The following is a 15463-nucleotide window of genomic DNA, read 5'->3' as shown; positions in this document are numbered from 1 at the left end:
GCTTGCGTTGGCGAGGATGCCGCCGGCGGACCCCCCTGACGTCTGCAGCACCGCCGTGTTGGTGATGTCGACGACCCCGCCAGGCCCGCCATCGCCGCCGTCACCGCCCTCGAGTTCGACAAAGGGCGGGATTGGGGTGGCGTGGATGACGGTGCCGCCATCGCCGCCGTCGCCGCCCTTGGCGCTGCCCACGAAGGCAGCCGTTCCCACCGTGGAGATGGGAGCATTGTTGGTAAAGGTGGAATTTCCGCCAGGGCCGCCGTTATCGCCGTCCGAATCGCCGAAGGCATTGGCACCATCGTCGCCAGGCGTCCCGTCATGGTTGATCACCACCTGCGCATGCGCAGAGCCGCAATAGACGGGGAGCCCCGCCAGGGCCGTCGCACCGAGCAGAAAACTGAGACGGCCGGCGAAAACCGCAGCCCGGCAGAGGTTGAAATCACCCGTTTCAGTTGGCCCCGCCGACGTCGACCGATGATCCGCAATGGACAACGCACATTGCGCGCGCCGATTCGAAAACAACGCCATGCCCCACCCCGTTCGCGACCGCACTCAACCCCCCGAGGTCGGCGTCACGGTCCCCTTGCGGCTTGCAGGCCGCGTTTTACGTCCATTCAAGTCGACACACCGTCCGGTTGCTGAGCGGTGTCTTTTTAAGGATACCCTAACTTTTTGGTTGTGGAACCCAAAAACTTACGTAAGGGACACTGACCAAATTGGACGACGTTTGCCAGTCGTCATATGACGGCAATCGCGCGGCTTCCGTGAACGGCATCACGTTTCCCAGTCGCCCATGGCGCCGTTGACCGGCCGCACTATATAAAACGCATGTTTTTCGTACGGGAGCCGACCGGATGCTTCGTCATGCTCTGATTGTTCTTGCAGGCGCCTTGCTGGCGGCCGCGATTGCGCAGGCCGCGCCCTCTTCCGCGCAGGTCGTCATCCCGACGAACCGCAACGCATTGGTGGACCAGAACCAGTTGCAGCAGTTGCAGAACCAGTTGCAGCGGCAGCAATTCCAGCAGCAGCAGCAATTGTATCGCGACCTCGACCGGCAGGCGGCACCGAAACCCCAGCCCAATGTGCCGATCTATGGCCAGACATGCCGGACGGAAGCGGTCGGCAACACGATTTCTCGGGTTTGCCGCTGACATTTTGTTTTTTTCAGTTTATTAGCCGACTTACTTGCTGGCAAAAATGCCGGATTGCAAGGGCGGTGGTTTTAGAGCAATTCCTGGAAAAGTGTGACACGGTTTTCCGTCAGGAATTGCGTAAAGACAGAGAGATGGAGCGGTTCGCCGTTTCCACGAAACGGCGGGACGCTCTAGGGTTTGCAAGGGACAGGGTTTTTGCCGCGCGGATAGCATGTGGCAGGGATGCTGCTCTCACCGGAATTTGGGATGGCAACAACCAAGAAGAAAGCAGTTCGCAGGGCCAAGAAAGGGCAACGGATTCGCCAGGTGGCGGCCATTCCGTTCCGGTTGCGCGAGGACGGTGGCGTCGAAGTGTTGCTGGTCACTTCGCGCACCACGCGGCGTTTCATCGTGCCCAAGGGCTGGCCGATGAAGGGCAAGAGCGGGCGCAAGGCGGCAACGATCGAAGCCCAGGAAGAGGCAGGCGTTCTCGGCAAGGCGCTGAAGCAGCCTGCCGGCACCTATTCCTATTGGAAACGCATGACCAACGGTTTCATCCGCGTCGACGTGGCGGTCTATCTGCTCGAGGTCACCGAGGAGCTTGCCGACTGGCAGGAGGCCGCGAACCGGCAGCGCGCATGGCTGCCGGCGACGGATGCCGCCTTGCTCATCGACGAGCCGGAACTTTCGACGCTGCTCAGGGATTTGACCATTCCCGCATCTCCCCCGGCATAGATAGTCACTCTATTCCGTGTCGTTCGGGAAAGGCCGTACCGGTGCGCCGGTATAGGCCCACAGCCATTCCCGGGGCAGCGGTCCCTTGTGCCCGGTGCGCCGACTCTCGCCGGTCCGAGCAAGCGCGCCGACGCGGCCTCATCGAGCGCATGAAACGCCCGCTGACGTGGCAAGTCTCAACGCGGATTTTGCCGGTTAGAGCTTGGCAACTCGCCCGGCGGAATTCCCGATAGTGTTCGAACGAGAAAATCGCGGAAGCTTTCCGGCTTGCGGCGCGTAATTCCTGCAAAGTGGTTCATCGTATAGCAGTAGCGGCCATGGCCGATCGAGGCGCACAGGCTTGCAAAGGCACGGGGCCAGGGATCGTCGAGCCGAGCCGATGCTGCAGTCAAATATTCTTCGATGGCGCACGCGCGATAGTGCAACGGCCTGCCGCCCACCTTGCGATAGATGGTGCAGACATCATTGAAATCGAGCAGTTGATCTCCGGTGAGCATCCGAGTGTCGCCAAATTTCTCTGGTCTGGCGGCGACAGACGCTATGGCGGCAGCAACATCGTCGCGCGAGATCGGCGCAAATTGACCATAGCTGGCGGGAAGGGCGAGTTCCCCCGACGCAACACCGGGCTGCAGCCAATGTTCGAGAATGAAATCCGAGTAGAGGCCGCATGCCAGAACGGTCGAAGGCACGCCGCAATGCGCCAGCTGGCGCTCCGAGGTCCGATAGACATCGGCGAAGTAAAACGGCGACACCTCGTCGGCATCTATGATGCTTGTGAACACGATGTGCCGGACTCCACTGGCAGCAGCCGTGTCAATGGCGTTGGCATGGTGCCGCATGACGGCATCTGCCTCGCCGTCGCTCGAGATCAGGACCAGCACATCGACGCCATCAAACGCGGTTTGCAGAGAGCGGATGTCCACGTAATCGCCAACGCGCAGCGGAATCTTGGCGGGCAGCCGGCGACGCGCGGCATCGATGTCCCGGACCATCGCGACCACCTCGCGGCCGCGCGCTGCCAACCTGCGAACAACGCTGCGACCGACATGGCCAGTGGCTCCTGTTACGAGGATCATGCACCGCTCCAGCTTTCCCCTTGACTCACATATATCCCAATGGTTATACGTCAATCAATAGCCAACGGGTTATCGATCTGAGATGCCGGCCACGCACGATATGCTGTTCAGGACGCTTGCCGATCCGACCAGGCGCGCCATCTTCGAACGTCTGTGCCGCCAGGGTGAGCAGACGGTCGGGGCCCTCACTGCCGAGGCCGGCGTCTCGCAGCCGGCGGTGTCGAAGCATCTTGGCGTGCTCAAGGAGGCCGGATTGGTGCGCGATCGTCACGAAGGGCGCCAGACCCATTACAGCGCGCAACTCAAGGCGCTCGCGCCACTGATGGACTGGACGCGCGACATGGCGGGGTTTTGGGAAAGCCGGTTCGACGATCTGGAGGAACTGCTCAAAAGGATGGATCAATGAATGAAGTGCAGGCCGCAACGCGCTCCGTCGTCGTCGAGCGCGAGATACCTTTTCCGCCGGAAAAGATCTGGCGCGCGCTTACCCAACCGCATCTCATCGAGGAGTGGCTGATGAAGAGCAACTTCAAGCCGGTCGTGGACCATCGCTTCAACATGAGCGCCGAATGGGGTGGCGTCGACTGCCAGGTGCGGACGGTCGAAGCCAATAAAACCCTGTCCTACAGCTGGGACACGAAAGACCTCGAAAGCGTGGTCACCTGGACGCTCACTCCGACGAGCACGGGCACGCATCTGCGCATGGAACAGGTTGGCTTCCGCGCCGACCAGGAGCCGTATTATCGCGGCGCCACGGTGGGCTGGAAGCGCAACATCGCGGCGCTGGAGCAGCTGCTTTCGCGGATCGACTGAAGTCCGCCAAAGCTTCAAACGACAGACATGGTCCTGGCGGCGTTGCAAGCCGCAGGCGTAAGCAATGGAGACACCAAAATGAAGATCAAGCTGACCAGCATCTATGTCGACGACCAGGAGAAGGCGCTCGGTTTCTATACCGAAATTCTGGGCTTCACCAAGAAGGCCGACTTCACCAATGGGCCGTTTCGCTGGCTGACCGTTACTGCGCCCGACGATCCGGACGGCACCGAACTGCAGCTGGCGCTCAACGACAATCCGGCGGCAAAGACCTATCAGCAGGCCATCTTCAAGCAGGGCCAGCCGGCGCTGATGCTTTTCACCGACGATATCAAGGCCGACCATGAGCGCATCAAGGCCAGTGGCGGCAACTTCGCCATGGCGCCGACCGCGGTGACGGGCGCGACCATCGCGCAGCTCAACGACACCTGCGGCAATCTCATTCAGCTATCGCAACTGGCCCGCTGGTAAGCCGACGTTTCAATCGTTCGACAGAGGAGGTAGCATTGGACTGGAGCAAATGGATCAGGCAGTTTCATCGCTGGCTGTCGATTGTCTTTACCATGACCGTCATCGCCAACTTCGTCACCATGGCATTGGGCGTGCCTCCAGCCTGGGTAGTCTATTCGCCGCTGCCGCCGCTTTTCCTGCTGCTGTTCAGCGGGCTCTATATGTTCGTGCTGCCCTATGTCGCCAAATCACGTGGTGAGCCGGCGCGCGGGCGCATGGGACCGGCCTGATGGCGAAGGCGAAATCGCCGAAGACTGCCGCCGGATCGGGGGACACGAAACCTGTCCTGCTTTCTGGCGGCAACCCGCAGATCGCCAAGGGTTATGGCGACGCGCCGGTGCAGGCCTATATCGCGGCGATGCCGGGCTGGAAGAGCGAGGTCGGGCTTCGGCTCGACCAGCTCATCGTTGAGGCCGTTCCCGATGTGCGGAAGACCGTCAAATGGAACTCCCCATTCTATGGCATGGAAGGCGCGGGATGGTTCCTCGGCATCCACTGCTTTGCCAAATACATCAAGGTGGCGTTCTTCCGCGGCCTGTCGCTGAAACCCGTGCCTCCCGTCGAATCCAGGAGCAAGGACACGCGCTACGTCCACATCCATGAGGACGGCCGGCTCGACGAGGAGCAATTCGTCTCCTGGGTGAAACAGGCAAGCCAACTGCCCGGCGAACGGATGTAAACGCACGAATGATCAAGCGCCGTTTCCCGGAAACGGTAACGGTGGCAATCTCAATTCAGCCTCGAAGGAGAACCGGATATGCAGGAAAGCAGCGTACAGGACGGCAAGTCTGCGTCGGAGCTGATCGACGGACGGATCAAGGAACTGGGCGACTGGCGCGGCGACACACTTGCCCGGCTCCGCGCCCTTATCCGGCAAGCCGCGCCGGAAGCCGTTGAGACATGGAAATGGCGCGGCGTGCCGGTCTGGGAGGACGCCGGCATGATCTGCACCGGCGAGACCTACAAGGCCATCGTCAAGCTGACCTTCGCCAAGGGCGCGGCACTGCCCGATCCGGCCAAGCTCTTCAACTCCAGCCTCGAAGGCAACACCAGGCGCGCCATCGATTTCAAGGAAGGCGACAAGATCGACGAAGGCGCGCTGAAGGCACTCGTTCGCGAAGCCGTGGCCTTGAACAAGTCGAAAACCAAACGCTGATCGGCGCCGAACGCGATCGTGGATCGCGCTAGACTAGCCTACCGCCCCTCCCGCCTGCCGCTCCAACAGGATCGTCGGCTTATCGTGATAGGTGGTGCGCAGGACTTCGCGATAGCCGTTCTTCTCGGCCACCTTGAGCGAAGCGCCGTTTTCGGGATCGATGATGCAGACGGTTCGCACCTGCCCGAACGCCCCGTCGCTCCAGGCGACGATCCGCCCGACGACTTCGCTCGCAAGCCCGCGGCCATGCGCCTCCGAGGCCAGCGCCCAGCCGGCTTCCGGCACACCCTCGAGCGATGGCTGGATGTCGCGCTTCAGATCGTGGAAGCCGACCTCGCCGATGAAGCGCCCCGTCGCCTTGTCCTCGATCGCCCAGAATCCGTAGCCGATAAGCGACCACAGGCCGGCATGGCGCAGAAAGCGCATCCAGCTTTCCTCGCGCGTGCGCGGCTTGCCGCCGATGAAACGGGTGACGGCAGGCTCCGCCCACATGGCGGCATAGGTCTCGAAATCGCCCAGCCGGTGCGGCCGCAGAATCGTGCGCGCCGTCTCCAGGATCAGCACGCCTGCTTCCTTTTTGATGCTCATGGCATTTCCTCAATTGAGGCGGCAGCGCTTAGCAAACCAGCGCGATCGAGCAAGGGCCAGAACGGCACGATGCATCTCCCAGCGCGGGCAACGGACTGTCAGGAGATGGCGCCATCCACAGCGAGCGCGGCTATGGGCTTTTCGCCCGACGATGCTAGGTTGCGAACCGGGCACGGCTAGTCGACCGGAGGAGAAGCATGGACACCACCGACCTTCTGCTGGCGATCATCCATCACCTCCTGGTGTTCTCGCTGGCCGGCATCATCGGCGCCGAGTTCGTGCTGGTGCGTGGCGATCTGGGCGCGGCGACGCTCAAGCGCCTTGCCGGCATCGATCGCCATTACGGCATCATCGCCGCGCTGATCGTCATCGTCGGCATCGGGCGCGTCTTATACGGCCTGAAAGGTTGGGAGTTCTACGTCTACAACTGGGTGTTCTGGGCGAAGATGATCGCCTTCATCATCGTCGGCCTGCTGTCGATCGTGCCCACCATGCGCTTCATCTCGTGGAACAGGCAGGCGAGTGGCAATCCGTCTTTCGCGGTGCCGGCGGCTGAACTCGCTTCGGTGAAGAACTATGTCCGCGCCGAAGGCTTCATCTTCCTGCTCATCCCGGTCTTTGCCGCCGCCATGGCGCGCGGCTACGGTTACTAAAGCAATTCCAGGAAAAGTGCGCAGCGGTTTTCCGTCCGGAATTGCGCAAAACAAAGACCTAGAGCGGTTCGGCGATTCGGTGAACCGCTCTAGGCCTCGACCGGAAACGTCTCATCCAGCGGCGCGATCGGCACCAGCGGCGCCGGTATGTCGGTGGTCTTTTCCTTCGACTTGCAGATGTCGGCGATGACGCAGGCCGGGCAATCGGGCTTGCGCGCCTTGCAGACATAGCGGCCATGCAGGATCAGCCAATGATGCGCGTGCCGCATGAATTCGGCCGGGATGACCTTGAGCAGCCCCTGTTCGACCTGCTCCGGCGTCTTGCCTGACGCCAGCCCGATCCGGTTGCCGATGCGAAAGATATGCGTGTCGACCGCCATCGTATGCTGGCCGAAGGCCACGTTGAGCACGACATTGGCGGTCTTGCGCCCGACGCCAGGCAGCTTCACCAGCTCGTCGCGCTCCTGCGGCACCTGGCCCGCATAGTCGTCGATCAGTGCCTTGGAGAGCGCGATCACATTCTTCGCCTTGTTGCGCCAAAGCCCGATGGTGCGGATGGTGTCGCCGACCTTGGCCTCGCCGAGCGCCAGCATCTTGCCCGGTGTGTCGGCCGCCGCAAACAGCGCCTTGGTCGCCTTGTTGACGCCGGCGTCGGTCGCCTGCGCCGACAGCACCACGGCGACCAGCAAGGTGAAGGCGTTGACATAGTCGAGCTCGCCTTTCGGCTCCGGCCGCTGCACTGAAAAGCGCCGGAAGATCTCATGCACCTCGGCTGGCGTGTAGAGCGAGCGCGAAGCGGCTTTGCGCGGCCGCCTCGCGCCGACGCTGCTGCCGCCAGAGACGGGCGACTGAGGCTTTTTGACAGCTATGGATTTTTTGGACTTGGGAGGCGCCATGTCCCTTCCTATAATATTCCCTCATGAGCGACACAAACGCCTCATTCGAAGCCGACGAGCCATTTTTCCAGGCCTTGCTGACGCCGCATCGCTCGCTCGGCCGCACCGGCTTCCTGATCCTGATGGGCGCGCTTGTCTTCGGCTGGATCGTCACCGGCGTCTTTTTCCTGGCGCATGGCGCCTGGCCGGTGTTCGGCTTCTTCGGCCTCGACGTGATCGCCGTCTACATCGCCTTCCGCGCCAATTACCGCGCCGCCCGCGCCCGCGAGGAAATCTCCGTGTCGCGCACCAGCCTCGACATCCGCAAGACCGCGCCTTCCGGCCGCTCGGAAGCGCATCATTTCAATCCGTTCTGGACACGCTTCTCGATCGCCCGCCATGCCGAGATCGGCATCACCAGGATGGCCGTCGAAGCGCAGGGCAAGAGCGTGGCGATCGGCGGCTTCCTCAATCCCGACGATCGCGAAAGTTTCGCCACCGCCTTTTCGCGCGCTCTGGTCACCGCCAAGACGCGCTGAGCAGGCGGCTCAGAACCGGTAGCGCAGCAGCCTGCCGACCTTGCGCATCGCTGGGATGAGCTTCCAGAGACCGACGAACAAACGCGCGGACCAGCCCAGGCGCGCCCCTCGCTCCGGCTTATAGGACGGAATCTCGCCGATGAAGCGAAGTTTCGGGATCGCCTGCTCCAGTTCGCGCGGATCCTCGATGGCCCAGTGGACTTCGGCGCCCGTCGCCTTGATGGCCGGGCTGAGGCGCATGAGCTTCAGCCCGAAATTGCTGTAGGCGTCGAATATCACCTCGCCGCCGACAAGATGCGCGACAAGCCGGCCAAGCAGCAGCAGTCCCTCGTCGGCCGCGAGATACGGCGCCAGGCCTTCGGCCACCACGATTGTCGGGCGATTGCGCGGCACGTCCGCCAGCCATCCCGGTTCGGTTACCGACGAACCGGCCAGATGGTAACGCTCGCGCGGCGGATAGAGCCTGCGCCTCAGCTCGATGACTTCCGGGTAGTCGACATCGAACCAATCCACGCCCCGCGGCGGATCGACCCGGAAAACGCGCGTATCGAGCCCGCACCCGAGATGCAGCACGATCGCATCCGGATTTCTGGCGAGAAAATCCCCGACCTGCGCGTCCAGCGTCTTTGCCCGAATGGCAAAGCCGACGCCGAGGTTACCGTCGACCTTGAGCCGCGAGAAATCATAGTCGATCTTCTTCACCGCCTCGTCGGCGAAGCGATCCTGAAGCAGCGAATTGGGCAGCCGGCTCTCCAGCGCCTTGCCGTAAAGCGTCATCAGCAGGGTTTCCTTCGCCCCTGTCAGATCGACCTTTTCGCCGGCCATGATTGTCCTTTTCGCCTCGAAGCCAGCTCTATCTGGGTACCAGCGGCAGAAAGGCAAGTTTCGGGTGGAGGCAAAGCTCTGGAAGGCCGATATTCGCGGCCAAGGAGATATTGCCATGAACGCTCAGATGACCATGAATACGCAGATGAAACCGACCGCGATCCTCCAGAACGACATCACGCCCGAAGGCAGCGACTATGACGTCGTGCGCCGCGCCATCGAGAAGATCAGCCTCGACTACCGCGACCAGCCCTCGCTCGAAGTTTTGGCCGAGGAAGTCGGCGAGACGCCGACCGGCCTGCAAAAACTGTTCACCCGCTGGGCGGGCCTGTCGCCCAAGGCCTTCCTGCAGGCGGTGACGCTCGACCATGCACGCAGGCTGCTCGATTCCGGCATGCCGCTGCTGGAGACCTCGTTCGAGCTCGGCATGTCCGGCCCCGGCCGGCTGCACGACCTCTTCGTCACCCATGAGGCGATGTCGCCCGGCGACTATAAGACACGCGGCGCCGGTCTCACGATCCGCTATGGCTACCACATCTCGCCTTTCGGCATCGCGCTGATCATGGTTACCGACCGTGGCCTCGCCGGCCTCGCCTTCTGTGACGCCGGCGGCGAGCGGGCAGCCTTCGCCGACATGTCCGGCCGCTGGCCGAACGCGACTTACGTCGAGGACATGTCGGCCACGCAGCCTTATGCGGCACGGGTCTTCGACCCGACGCAATGGCGAGCCGACCAGCCACTGCGCGTGGTGATGATCGGCACCGATTTCCAGCTGCGCGTCTGGGAAGCCTTGCTGCGCATCCCGATGGGCAAGGCCTGCACCTATTCCTCGATCGCGGCCAGCATCGGCCATCCCAGCGCCAGCCGGGCCGTCGGCGCGGCGGTCGGCGCCAACCCGATGTCCTTCGTGGTGCCCTGCCATCGCGCTCTCGGCAAATCCGGCGCGCTCACCGGCTACCATTGGGGCCTGACGCGCAAGCGCGCCATCCTCGGCTGGGAGGCCGGACAGGTGTCCTGAAACAATCGATTTTTTCGCATCCCATTGCGAAAAACCGTATATTGTAATATAAATCGGTACAGATCAAATAAACAGACTGACTTATTCGTAAAATGCAACCGGCGACAACCTATGGTTATCGCCGGTTTTCTTTTAAGTTGCTTTCCGACATTATTTCACTTAACGCTAAATTAACCACGATAAAGGGAAGATGACCCCTACATTGAGCCGCATCATCCGGCTCGAAAGAGGGGTCTCAATGAAGTCCTTTCGCGCCGCCATGGCCGCGAGCTTGCTGGCCGCTTGCGCCCACCAGACGGCATCGGCCGCCACCGGGAACGTGCTGTTCAACGGCACCATCACCGCGACCTGCACGATCACCATCAACTCCAACGGCACGATGACCGTCAGCAGCAATCTTCAGTCGCTGAGCTCGCACAATGCCGGCGGATCCGCCGGCAGCGCGCAAGTCGATACCACGGGCGGCGTCCAGCTCAGCGTCGACCCGGTGACGACAACGACCGTGCCGTCCAGCGACGTCACAGCCACCACCTGGACGCCGACCTTTGCCACCACTGGCGCGCAGACGATCGCTGAAACCGGCACCGCGACCGCGCTGACCGTGCCCGGCACATCGACGGTGGCGGTCAATCTCGCCGGCACCAAGAGCGGCACGAACCGCTTCTCCGCCGGCAACTACCAGGCAACGGTGACGCTGCGCTGCGAATAGTCCTCTAGAGCAGTTCCAGGAAAAGTGTGATCGGTTTTCCGCCCGGAACTGCGTAAAAACAAAGGGATAGAGCGGTTCGCCGTTTCCGTGAAACGGTGAAACGCTCTAGGGAAAGGAGCGGTCCTTGAGAAGAATTGCAATCCTGGCGGCGGGCCTGACCGCCGCGCTGTCTCCCGTTGCTGCGACCGGCCAGTCGATGACGCCGATGCGCGGCGAGGTGCGATCCTTCACCGATGCCTTCGCCGTTCGCGTCTTCCCCGGCAATCCGTATAACCAGCGCATACGCGTCGAGGTTCATGTCTACGACCAGAATTTCGAGCCGGTCGCCGCCAGGATCACGCCGAGCGCCTTCCTTCTCGCCGGCCAGGCGTCGCGCCCTGTCCTGGTGGTCGTCCCGTTCGACGGCGCGAACGAGCGTAAAGTGCGTATCTGTACCGAGAGTATCCCCTTTCCAAGCGAGCAGACCCAGATAAGGGCACAGATATGCGGAAAGTTCTTCGGGCATCGCAGGTTCTGACCTTGTCCTTGCTGCCCGTCCTGGCTGTCGTCAGTCAGGGGCTTGCCGAGGATATCCTGAACCTCAACCAGAACCAGACCGGTTTCAGCCTGCCCGGCGTGACCTTGCCTCAGGGCCAGGACGAAGTTCACGCCAGCGACGGCACGACCTGCCGGTCAGCTGTTTCCGGCAGCGGTGCCTATCTCGACCTCGGCATCATCCGCGGCAACAACTCGAGCAATCAGGCCAACAGCGACGTCGCCACCTATGGCCGCGTGGTGATCCCGATCGGGCGGACGCCGAAACGCGTCGATTGCAGCCGCCTCTATGAGCTGGAAGTGGAGCGCCTGCAGCTTGAATTGAAGCTGCTCAAAATGGGCCTCGGCGCCGATGGCCAGACGACGGGGAGTGTGGCCGCCTCCACACCTCAAGGCCCGGCGCCCCAGCCCAGCGCGGCCCAAGCCAGCGCGGCACAGGTCAAATCAGCGGGGTGGGCCAATGAAGGCTGGACCATCAGAGGCACGACCGGCAATGAGAAGAAAAAGAAGCGGAAATAGCCGCGCGCTGTTGGCGGCAGCGGCGCTTGCCTGCCTCTGTCCCCCGGCGCAGGCGGCGATCATCGGCACCTGCACGATTATGATCGGCGCATCGGGTACGATGAAATCGAACCCCGCCATCAACATCCTCGGCTCCAAGCAGGCGGGCGGTTCGAGCGCCGGCGCCACCATCACCGCAAGCTCGCTTCTGTGCACCATCCTCAATCTCTTGGACTGCTACTCTGTCTCCGCGCCGGCGCCGATCGCTTTCACCTCGGCGCCAAGCGGCGGCGACACCAACGTCACTTTCGCCACCGTCTTTCGTCTCGACGGCTCGGGAGCGGACATACCGGGCAGTTCGCCGCAGCGGGTGACCAACGGCACCCACACCATCCAGGTCGATCTCACTGCCACGAAATCGCCCGGCATCTTCCCGGCAGGCAACTATCAGGGCACGGTCACGGTGCGCTGCGAATGATGCCCTGCGGGCCGAAAGCCCGCACAACCGGCATGATCTGGCAAACGGCGGTCTTTGCCGCTAGCTTCCCGCGCAATCAATTGTGTAAAAGCAAAGACTTGGGGTAGCTCGACCTTCAATCGAGGGCAGCACCGTCCCCCGCAGGAGGCACTTCTTGATCATCGTCGTCGGCTCGATCAACCTCGACCTCATCGCCAATGTCGACCGCTTGCCGGAACCCGGCGAGACGGTGCGCGGATCGAGTTTCGCCACCGCGCCCGGCGGCAAGGGCGCCAACCAGGCGCTGGCGGCGGCGCGCGCCGGCGCGCAAGTGCGCATGGTGGGCGCGGTCGGCAAGGACAGCTTTGCCGCCGAAGCGCTCGCGCTGCTCAAGGCCGGCAATGTCGATCTCTCCGGTGTCGGAGAAAGCTTCGCCTCCACCGGTACCGCCTTGATCCTGGTCGGCGACGACGGCGAAAACGTCATCGCCGTCGTGCCGGGCGCCAATGATTCGGTGGTGCCGGGCGATGTTGCCAAGGCCTATCTCAAAAAAGGCGATGTCGTGCTTTTGCAGCACGAGATCCCGCTGCAGACGGTGGAGGCAACACTCGACGCGGCACGCGCCGCGGGTGCCGTGAGCGTGCTCAACACCGCCCCCTTCCGCGCCGAAGCCGCCGGCTTCGTCGGCAAGGCCGACTATGCCGTGGCCAACGAAACCGAGTTCGATCTCTATGGCGAGGCGCTGGCACTTTCGGGGCGCGACCGCCCTGCCCGCATGCGCGACTATGCGCAAAAGACCGGCCGTGCCATCGTCGTCACGCTGGGCGGCGACGGCGTGCTCGCCGCCACGCCGGACGATTTCCTCACCGTTCCGGCGCTGAAGATCACCCCGGTCGACACGGTCGGCGCCGGCGACACTTTTTGCGGCTATTTCGGCGCCGGGCTGTCGTCCGGCCTGTCGCTTCAGGATGCAATCACCCGCGCCGCCGCGGCTGGCTCGCTCGCCTGCCTGAAGCCCGGCGCGCAGCCGGCGATCCCGCTGGGCAAGGATGTCGACGCGGCTTTGGCGGGAGCGCGCTAAGTCATGCGTCCCGTCACAAAACATGCCGTGTCGCCGGCCGGCGATATCTGCCGCCTCTCCGCCGTCGAGCTCGCCGACAGGATCAGACAGCGACAACTCTCGGTACGTGAAGTCGTCGGCGCTTTCCTCGACCGCATCGACGCGGTGAACCCGCTGGTCAACGCCATCGTTTCGCTACGCGAGCGCGCCGATATCCTGGCCGAGGCCGAGAGCGCCGATGCCCATCTGGCGCGGGGCGGCGAGGCCGGATCGCTGTTCGGCCTGCCCATCGCCATCAAGGACCTCGCCCTGACCAAGGGGCTCAGGACCACCTTCGGCTCGCCGATCTTCGCCGACTTCGTCCCCGACATGGATGATTTCTTCGTCGAGCGCGTCCGCAAGGCCGGCGCCATCATCATCGGCAAGACCAATGTCCCGGAATTCGGCCTGGGTTCCAACACCTACAATCCGGTGTTCGGGCCGACGCTCAACGCCTTCGACCCGAAGCTCACCGCCGGCGGCTCGAGCGGCGGCGCGGCTGTGGCGCTCGCGCTCGACATGGTGCCGGTCGCCGACGGCAGCGACTTTGGCGGCTCGCTGCGCAATCCGGCCGCCTACAACAACGTCTATGGCTTCCGCCCTTCCCAGGGGCTCGTGCCGGCTGGCCCGGATTTCGATGTCTTCCACGCCCAGATGGGTGTCGAAGGGCCGATGGGCCGCAACATTGCCGACATCGCGCTGCTGCTCGACGAACAGGCCGGCTATCACCCGCAGGCGCCGCTGTCGCATGCCAAGGAGGGCTCCTTCCGCGACGGCTTGCGGACGAAAGCGACCGGCGGCCGCGTCGCCTGGCTGGGCGATCTCGGCGGCCATCTGCCCACGGAACCGGGCGTGCTCGACCTTTGCGAGGCTGCGCTCGCCCGCTTCGCCGGCGCGTCGTTCGAGAGCGAAGCGCTGGTGCCGGATGTCGACTTCGAGGCGCTGTGGCAGGCGTTTGTCACCTTGCGCCAGTCAAGCAGCGGCTGCGGGCTGAAGGCGCATTACGACGATCCGGCCAAACGCAAGCTGCTGAAGCCTGAGGCCATCTGGGAAGTGGAACAGGCGATGCGCCTGACTGCGCCGCAGATCCATGCCGCAACGGTCCGCCGCACCTCCTGGCACAAGACGCTGCTGTCGCTGTTCGAGCGGTTCGACCTCGTCGCCCTGCCCACCGCGCAGGTCTTTCCCTTCGACGTCTCGACCCACTGGCCGCGCGAGGTCGCTGGCCGCGCCATGGACAGCTATCACCGCTGGATGCAGGTCTCGGCCTTCGCCACGCTGGGCGGCTGCCCGGCCCTCAACGTGCCGGCCGGCTTCGACGGCGAGGGCCGGCCGATGGGCATGCAGTTGATCGGCCGCCCGCGCGGCGACCTCGCCGTGCTAAAGGCGGGCGCCGCCTATGAGGCAACGCTGCCATGGGCGGCGGGGGCGACCTGAGCAGTCTCCGTCGGCAAGGCTGGACGGCTTGCGCCGGCGGCGGCGGCGTGCATTGATCCGCAGCCACCGCCGCGTCCCCGTTCGAGGAACAATCATGTCGCTGGAACTTTACGCAACCTATGTCGTCGCCTGCATCGTCATCATCCTGGTGCCCGGGCCAACGGTCACGCTGATCATCGCCAACAGCATCCGCCACGGCTGGCGCGCGGGCTTGGCCAACGTCGCCGGCACCCAGGCCGGCCTTGCCGTCATGATCGCCATCGTCGGCATCGGCCTCAACACGCTGATCGCCGGGATGGGCCACTGGTTCGAATGGGTGCGGCTGATCGGCGCCGCCTATCTGATCTGGATGGGCGTGCAGATGTTCCGCGCTAAAGGCACGCTCAACCCCGACGGCTCGGCCAAAAAACCGCGCGGCGGCTTCTTCCTGCAGGGGCTTCTGGTGGCGATCTCCAACCCGAAGACGCTGGTCTTCTTCGGCGCCTTCTTCCCGCAGTTCATCGCGCCGCAGGGCAATTACACGCTGCAGATCGTGGTGATGGGCCTGACCGCGATGATCTTCGCCGCGATGTCGGACTCGACCTACGCCCTTGCCGCCGGTCGCGCCGGCCGCCTGCTGTCTGCCAGCCGCGTCAGGCTGATGTCCAGGATCAGCGGCAGCTTCCTGGTCGGCGGCGGCCTGTGGCTGGCGTTCTCGAAGGCGAAGTAAGCGCCTCTTCCCCTTCTCTCCTTGCGGGAGAAGGTGGCCGCGAAGCGGCCGGATGAGGGGTGTTGGAAGAAATGAGACGGCGGCAATTTCAAGCATATC

The 15463-nt window shown here is 63.5% G+C and carries 22 protein-coding genes and 1 pseudogene; 18 read left to right on the top strand and 5 right to left on the bottom strand.

Annotated features, from left to right (window positions below; genetic code table 11):
• A pseudogene (locus KVT37_RS26585) lies at positions 1-528 on the bottom strand (hypothetical protein); the annotation flags it as partial.
• Between the two features lie 326 nt (positions 529-854).
• Here KVT37_RS26585 and KVT37_RS26580 point away from each other — a divergent pair.
• Together KVT37_RS26580 and KVT37_RS26575 are read left to right on the top strand one after the other, a co-directional pair.
• Complete coding sequence (locus KVT37_RS26580) at positions 855-1151, top strand: hypothetical protein (protein WP_217577979.1); 297 nt, start codon at positions 855-857, stop codon at positions 1149-1151.
• Between the two features lie 249 nt (positions 1152-1400).
• Positions 1401-1868 carry an NUDIX hydrolase gene (locus tag KVT37_RS26575; RefSeq protein WP_217577978.1) on the top strand — a complete coding sequence of 156 codons (468 nt, stop codon included), beginning with the start codon at positions 1401-1403 and terminating at the stop codon, positions 1866-1868.
• 176 nt (positions 1869-2044) lie between these two features.
• Here the strand turns inward: KVT37_RS26575 and KVT37_RS26570 are convergent, their stop codons facing one another.
• Entirely contained in the window at positions 2045-2944 is a 900-nt protein-coding gene (locus KVT37_RS26570) for an NmrA family NAD(P)-binding protein (protein ID WP_217577977.1), read from the bottom strand.
• An 82-nt stretch (positions 2945-3026) separates the two neighbouring features.
• On the opposite strand from KVT37_RS26570, the gene KVT37_RS26565 reads away from it, so the two are divergent.
• From KVT37_RS26565 to KVT37_RS26540, 6 genes are all read left to right on the top strand, one after another.
• Positions 3027-3350: a helix-turn-helix transcriptional regulator gene (locus tag KVT37_RS26565; protein WP_217577976.1), complete on the top strand. Its 324-nt coding sequence runs from the start codon at positions 3027-3029 to the stop codon at positions 3348-3350.
• Positions 3347-3757 (top strand): SRPBCC domain-containing protein, encoded by a 411-nt coding sequence (locus KVT37_RS26560; RefSeq protein ID WP_217577975.1) that lies wholly within the window; start codon positions 3347-3349, stop codon positions 3755-3757. The genes KVT37_RS26565 and KVT37_RS26560 overlap by 4 nt, the downstream gene beginning before the upstream one ends.
• 78 nt (positions 3758-3835) lie before the next feature.
• Positions 3836-4228, top strand: a complete 393-nt coding sequence (locus tag KVT37_RS26555; protein WP_217577974.1) for a VOC family protein — start codon at positions 3836-3838, stop codon at positions 4226-4228.
• Between the two features lie 35 nt (positions 4229-4263).
• A complete protein-coding gene (locus KVT37_RS26550) occupies positions 4264-4497 on the top strand; it encodes a hypothetical protein (protein WP_217577973.1) in 234 nt (77 codons plus the stop codon).
• Entirely contained in the window at positions 4497-4946 is a 450-nt protein-coding gene (locus KVT37_RS26545; protein ID WP_217577972.1) for a DUF1801 domain-containing protein, read from the top strand. The genes KVT37_RS26550 and KVT37_RS26545 overlap by 1 nt, the downstream gene beginning before the upstream one ends.
• 78 nt (positions 4947-5024) lie before the next feature.
• Entirely contained in the window at positions 5025-5423 is a 399-nt protein-coding gene (locus tag KVT37_RS26540) for a DUF1801 domain-containing protein (protein WP_217577971.1), read from the top strand.
• A gap of 33 nt (positions 5424-5456) precedes the next feature.
• Here the strand turns inward: KVT37_RS26540 and KVT37_RS26535 are convergent, their stop codons facing one another.
• Positions 5457-6011, bottom strand: a complete 555-nt coding sequence (locus tag KVT37_RS26535) for a GNAT family N-acetyltransferase (protein WP_217577970.1) — start codon at positions 6009-6011, stop codon at positions 5457-5459.
• Between the two features lie 197 nt (positions 6012-6208).
• Between KVT37_RS26535 and KVT37_RS26530 the strand changes: the two genes are divergently transcribed.
• Positions 6209-6664, top strand: coding sequence for a DUF2214 family protein (locus KVT37_RS26530; RefSeq protein WP_217577969.1), 456 nt, complete (start codon positions 6209-6211; stop codon positions 6662-6664).
• 89 nt (positions 6665-6753) lie between these two features.
• Here the strand turns inward: KVT37_RS26530 and nth are convergent, their stop codons facing one another.
• The gene (gene nth, locus KVT37_RS26525; RefSeq protein WP_217577968.1) at positions 6754-7560 is read right to left on the bottom strand and encodes an endonuclease III; all 807 of its coding nucleotides are present in this window, start codon (positions 7558-7560) and stop codon (positions 6754-6756) included.
• Positions 7561-7583: 23 nt separating this feature from the next.
• Here nth and KVT37_RS26520 point away from each other — a divergent pair, with 23 nt between their 5' ends.
• Entirely contained in the window at positions 7584-8078 is a 495-nt protein-coding gene (locus KVT37_RS26520; RefSeq protein ID WP_217577967.1) for a DUF2244 domain-containing protein, read from the top strand.
• Between the two features lie 9 nt (positions 8079-8087).
• On the opposite strand, the gene KVT37_RS26515 is transcribed toward KVT37_RS26520, so the two are convergent.
• Entirely contained in the window at positions 8088-8903 is an 816-nt protein-coding gene (locus tag KVT37_RS26515) for a class I SAM-dependent methyltransferase (RefSeq protein WP_217577966.1), read from the bottom strand.
• A gap of 115 nt (positions 8904-9018) precedes the next feature.
• Between KVT37_RS26515 and KVT37_RS26510 the strand changes: the two genes are divergently transcribed.
• The 8 genes from KVT37_RS26510 to KVT37_RS26475 all read left to right on the top strand — a co-directional run bounded on the left by KVT37_RS26510 (position 9019) and on the right by KVT37_RS26475 (position 15364).
• Positions 9019-9921, top strand: coding sequence for a methylated-DNA--[protein]-cysteine S-methyltransferase (locus KVT37_RS26510; protein ID WP_254634269.1), 903 nt, complete (start codon positions 9019-9021; stop codon positions 9919-9921).
• Between the two features lie 238 nt (positions 9922-10159).
• Entirely contained in the window at positions 10160-10630 is a 471-nt protein-coding gene (locus KVT37_RS26505) for a hypothetical protein (protein ID WP_217577965.1), read from the top strand.
• A 124-nt stretch (positions 10631-10754) separates the two neighbouring features.
• Positions 10755-11147: a hypothetical protein gene (locus tag KVT37_RS26500; protein WP_217577964.1), complete on the top strand. Its 393-nt coding sequence runs from the start codon at positions 10755-10757 to the stop codon at positions 11145-11147.
• On the top strand, positions 11114-11683 hold the full coding sequence (locus KVT37_RS26495) for a hypothetical protein (protein WP_217577963.1): 570 nt from the start codon (positions 11114-11116) through the stop codon (positions 11681-11683). The genes KVT37_RS26500 and KVT37_RS26495 overlap by 34 nt, the downstream gene beginning before the upstream one ends.
• Positions 11658-12140, top strand: coding sequence for a hypothetical protein (locus KVT37_RS26490; RefSeq protein ID WP_217577962.1), 483 nt, complete (start codon positions 11658-11660; stop codon positions 12138-12140). Before KVT37_RS26495 ends, KVT37_RS26490 begins: the two co-directional genes overlap by 26 nt.
• Positions 12141-12294: 154 nt before the next feature.
• Positions 12295-13200, top strand: coding sequence for a ribokinase (locus KVT37_RS26485; RefSeq protein WP_217577961.1), 906 nt, complete (start codon positions 12295-12297; stop codon positions 13198-13200).
• Positions 13201-13203: 3 nt separating this feature from the next.
• Entirely contained in the window at positions 13204-14655 is a 1452-nt protein-coding gene (locus KVT37_RS26480; protein WP_217577960.1) for an amidase, read from the top strand.
• A 94-nt stretch (positions 14656-14749) separates the two neighbouring features.
• Complete coding sequence (locus tag KVT37_RS26475; RefSeq protein WP_217577959.1) at positions 14750-15364, top strand: LysE family translocator; 615 nt, start codon at positions 14750-14752, stop codon at positions 15362-15364.
• The last annotated feature ends 99 nt before the right edge of the window (positions 15365-15463 follow it).

This window comes from Mesorhizobium sp. GbtcB19 (genome assembly GCF_019091085.1).
Taxonomy (GTDB): Bacteria; Pseudomonadota; Alphaproteobacteria; order Rhizobiales; family Rhizobiaceae; genus Mesorhizobium.
Note: the sequence above shows the minus strand (reverse complement) of the source record. Positions and strands in the feature narration are given on the sequence as shown.

What these genes read in the sequence shown, in the direction of transcription:
- KVT37_RS26565 (WP_217577976.1), top strand. Translation starts at nt 3,027, where the DNA reads ATGCCGGCCACGCACGATATGCTGTTCAGGACGCTTGCCGATCCGACC.
- KVT37_RS26545 (WP_217577972.1), top strand. Translation starts at nt 4,497, where the DNA reads ATGGCGAAGGCGAAATCGCCGAAGACTGCCGCCGGATCGGGGGACACG.
- KVT37_RS26520 (WP_217577967.1), top strand. Translation starts at nt 7,584, where the DNA reads ATGAGCGACACAAACGCCTCATTCGAAGCCGACGAGCCATTTTTCCAG.
- KVT37_RS26560 (WP_217577975.1), top strand. Translation starts at nt 3,347, where the DNA reads ATGAATGAAGTGCAGGCCGCAACGCGCTCCGTCGTCGTCGAGCGCGAG.
- KVT37_RS26580 (WP_217577979.1), top strand. Translation starts at nt 855, where the DNA reads ATGCTTCGTCATGCTCTGATTGTTCTTGCAGGCGCCTTGCTGGCGGCC.
- KVT37_RS26535 (WP_217577970.1), bottom strand. Translation starts at nt 6,011, where the DNA reads ATGAGCATCAAAAAGGAAGCAGGCGTGCTGATCCTGGAGACGGCGCGC.
- KVT37_RS26505 (WP_217577965.1), top strand. Translation starts at nt 10,160, where the DNA reads ATGAAGTCCTTTCGCGCCGCCATGGCCGCGAGCTTGCTGGCCGCTTGC.
- KVT37_RS26555 (WP_217577974.1), top strand. Translation starts at nt 3,836, where the DNA reads ATGAAGATCAAGCTGACCAGCATCTATGTCGACGACCAGGAGAAGGCG.
- KVT37_RS26495 (WP_217577963.1), top strand. Translation starts at nt 11,114, where the DNA reads ATGCGGAAAGTTCTTCGGGCATCGCAGGTTCTGACCTTGTCCTTGCTG.
- KVT37_RS26575 (WP_217577978.1), top strand. Translation starts at nt 1,401, where the DNA reads ATGGCAACAACCAAGAAGAAAGCAGTTCGCAGGGCCAAGAAAGGGCAA.
- KVT37_RS26510 (WP_254634269.1), top strand. Translation starts at nt 9,019, where the DNA reads ATGAACGCTCAGATGACCATGAATACGCAGATGAAACCGACCGCGATC.
- KVT37_RS26515 (WP_217577966.1), bottom strand. Translation starts at nt 8,903, where the DNA reads ATGGCCGGCGAAAAGGTCGATCTGACAGGGGCGAAGGAAACCCTGCTG.
- KVT37_RS26540 (WP_217577971.1), top strand. Translation starts at nt 5,025, where the DNA reads ATGCAGGAAAGCAGCGTACAGGACGGCAAGTCTGCGTCGGAGCTGATC.
- KVT37_RS26490 (WP_217577962.1), top strand. Translation starts at nt 11,658, where the DNA reads ATGAGAAGAAAAAGAAGCGGAAATAGCCGCGCGCTGTTGGCGGCAGCG.
- KVT37_RS26480 (WP_217577960.1), top strand. Translation starts at nt 13,204, where the DNA reads ATGCGTCCCGTCACAAAACATGCCGTGTCGCCGGCCGGCGATATCTGC.
- KVT37_RS26475 (WP_217577959.1), top strand. Translation starts at nt 14,750, where the DNA reads ATGTCGCTGGAACTTTACGCAACCTATGTCGTCGCCTGCATCGTCATC.
- KVT37_RS26570 (WP_217577977.1), bottom strand. Translation starts at nt 2,944, where the DNA reads ATGATCCTCGTAACAGGAGCCACTGGCCATGTCGGTCGCAGCGTTGTT.
- KVT37_RS26530 (WP_217577969.1), top strand. Translation starts at nt 6,209, where the DNA reads ATGGACACCACCGACCTTCTGCTGGCGATCATCCATCACCTCCTGGTG.
- nth (WP_217577968.1), bottom strand. Translation starts at nt 7,560, where the DNA reads ATGGCGCCTCCCAAGTCCAAAAAATCCATAGCTGTCAAAAAGCCTCAG.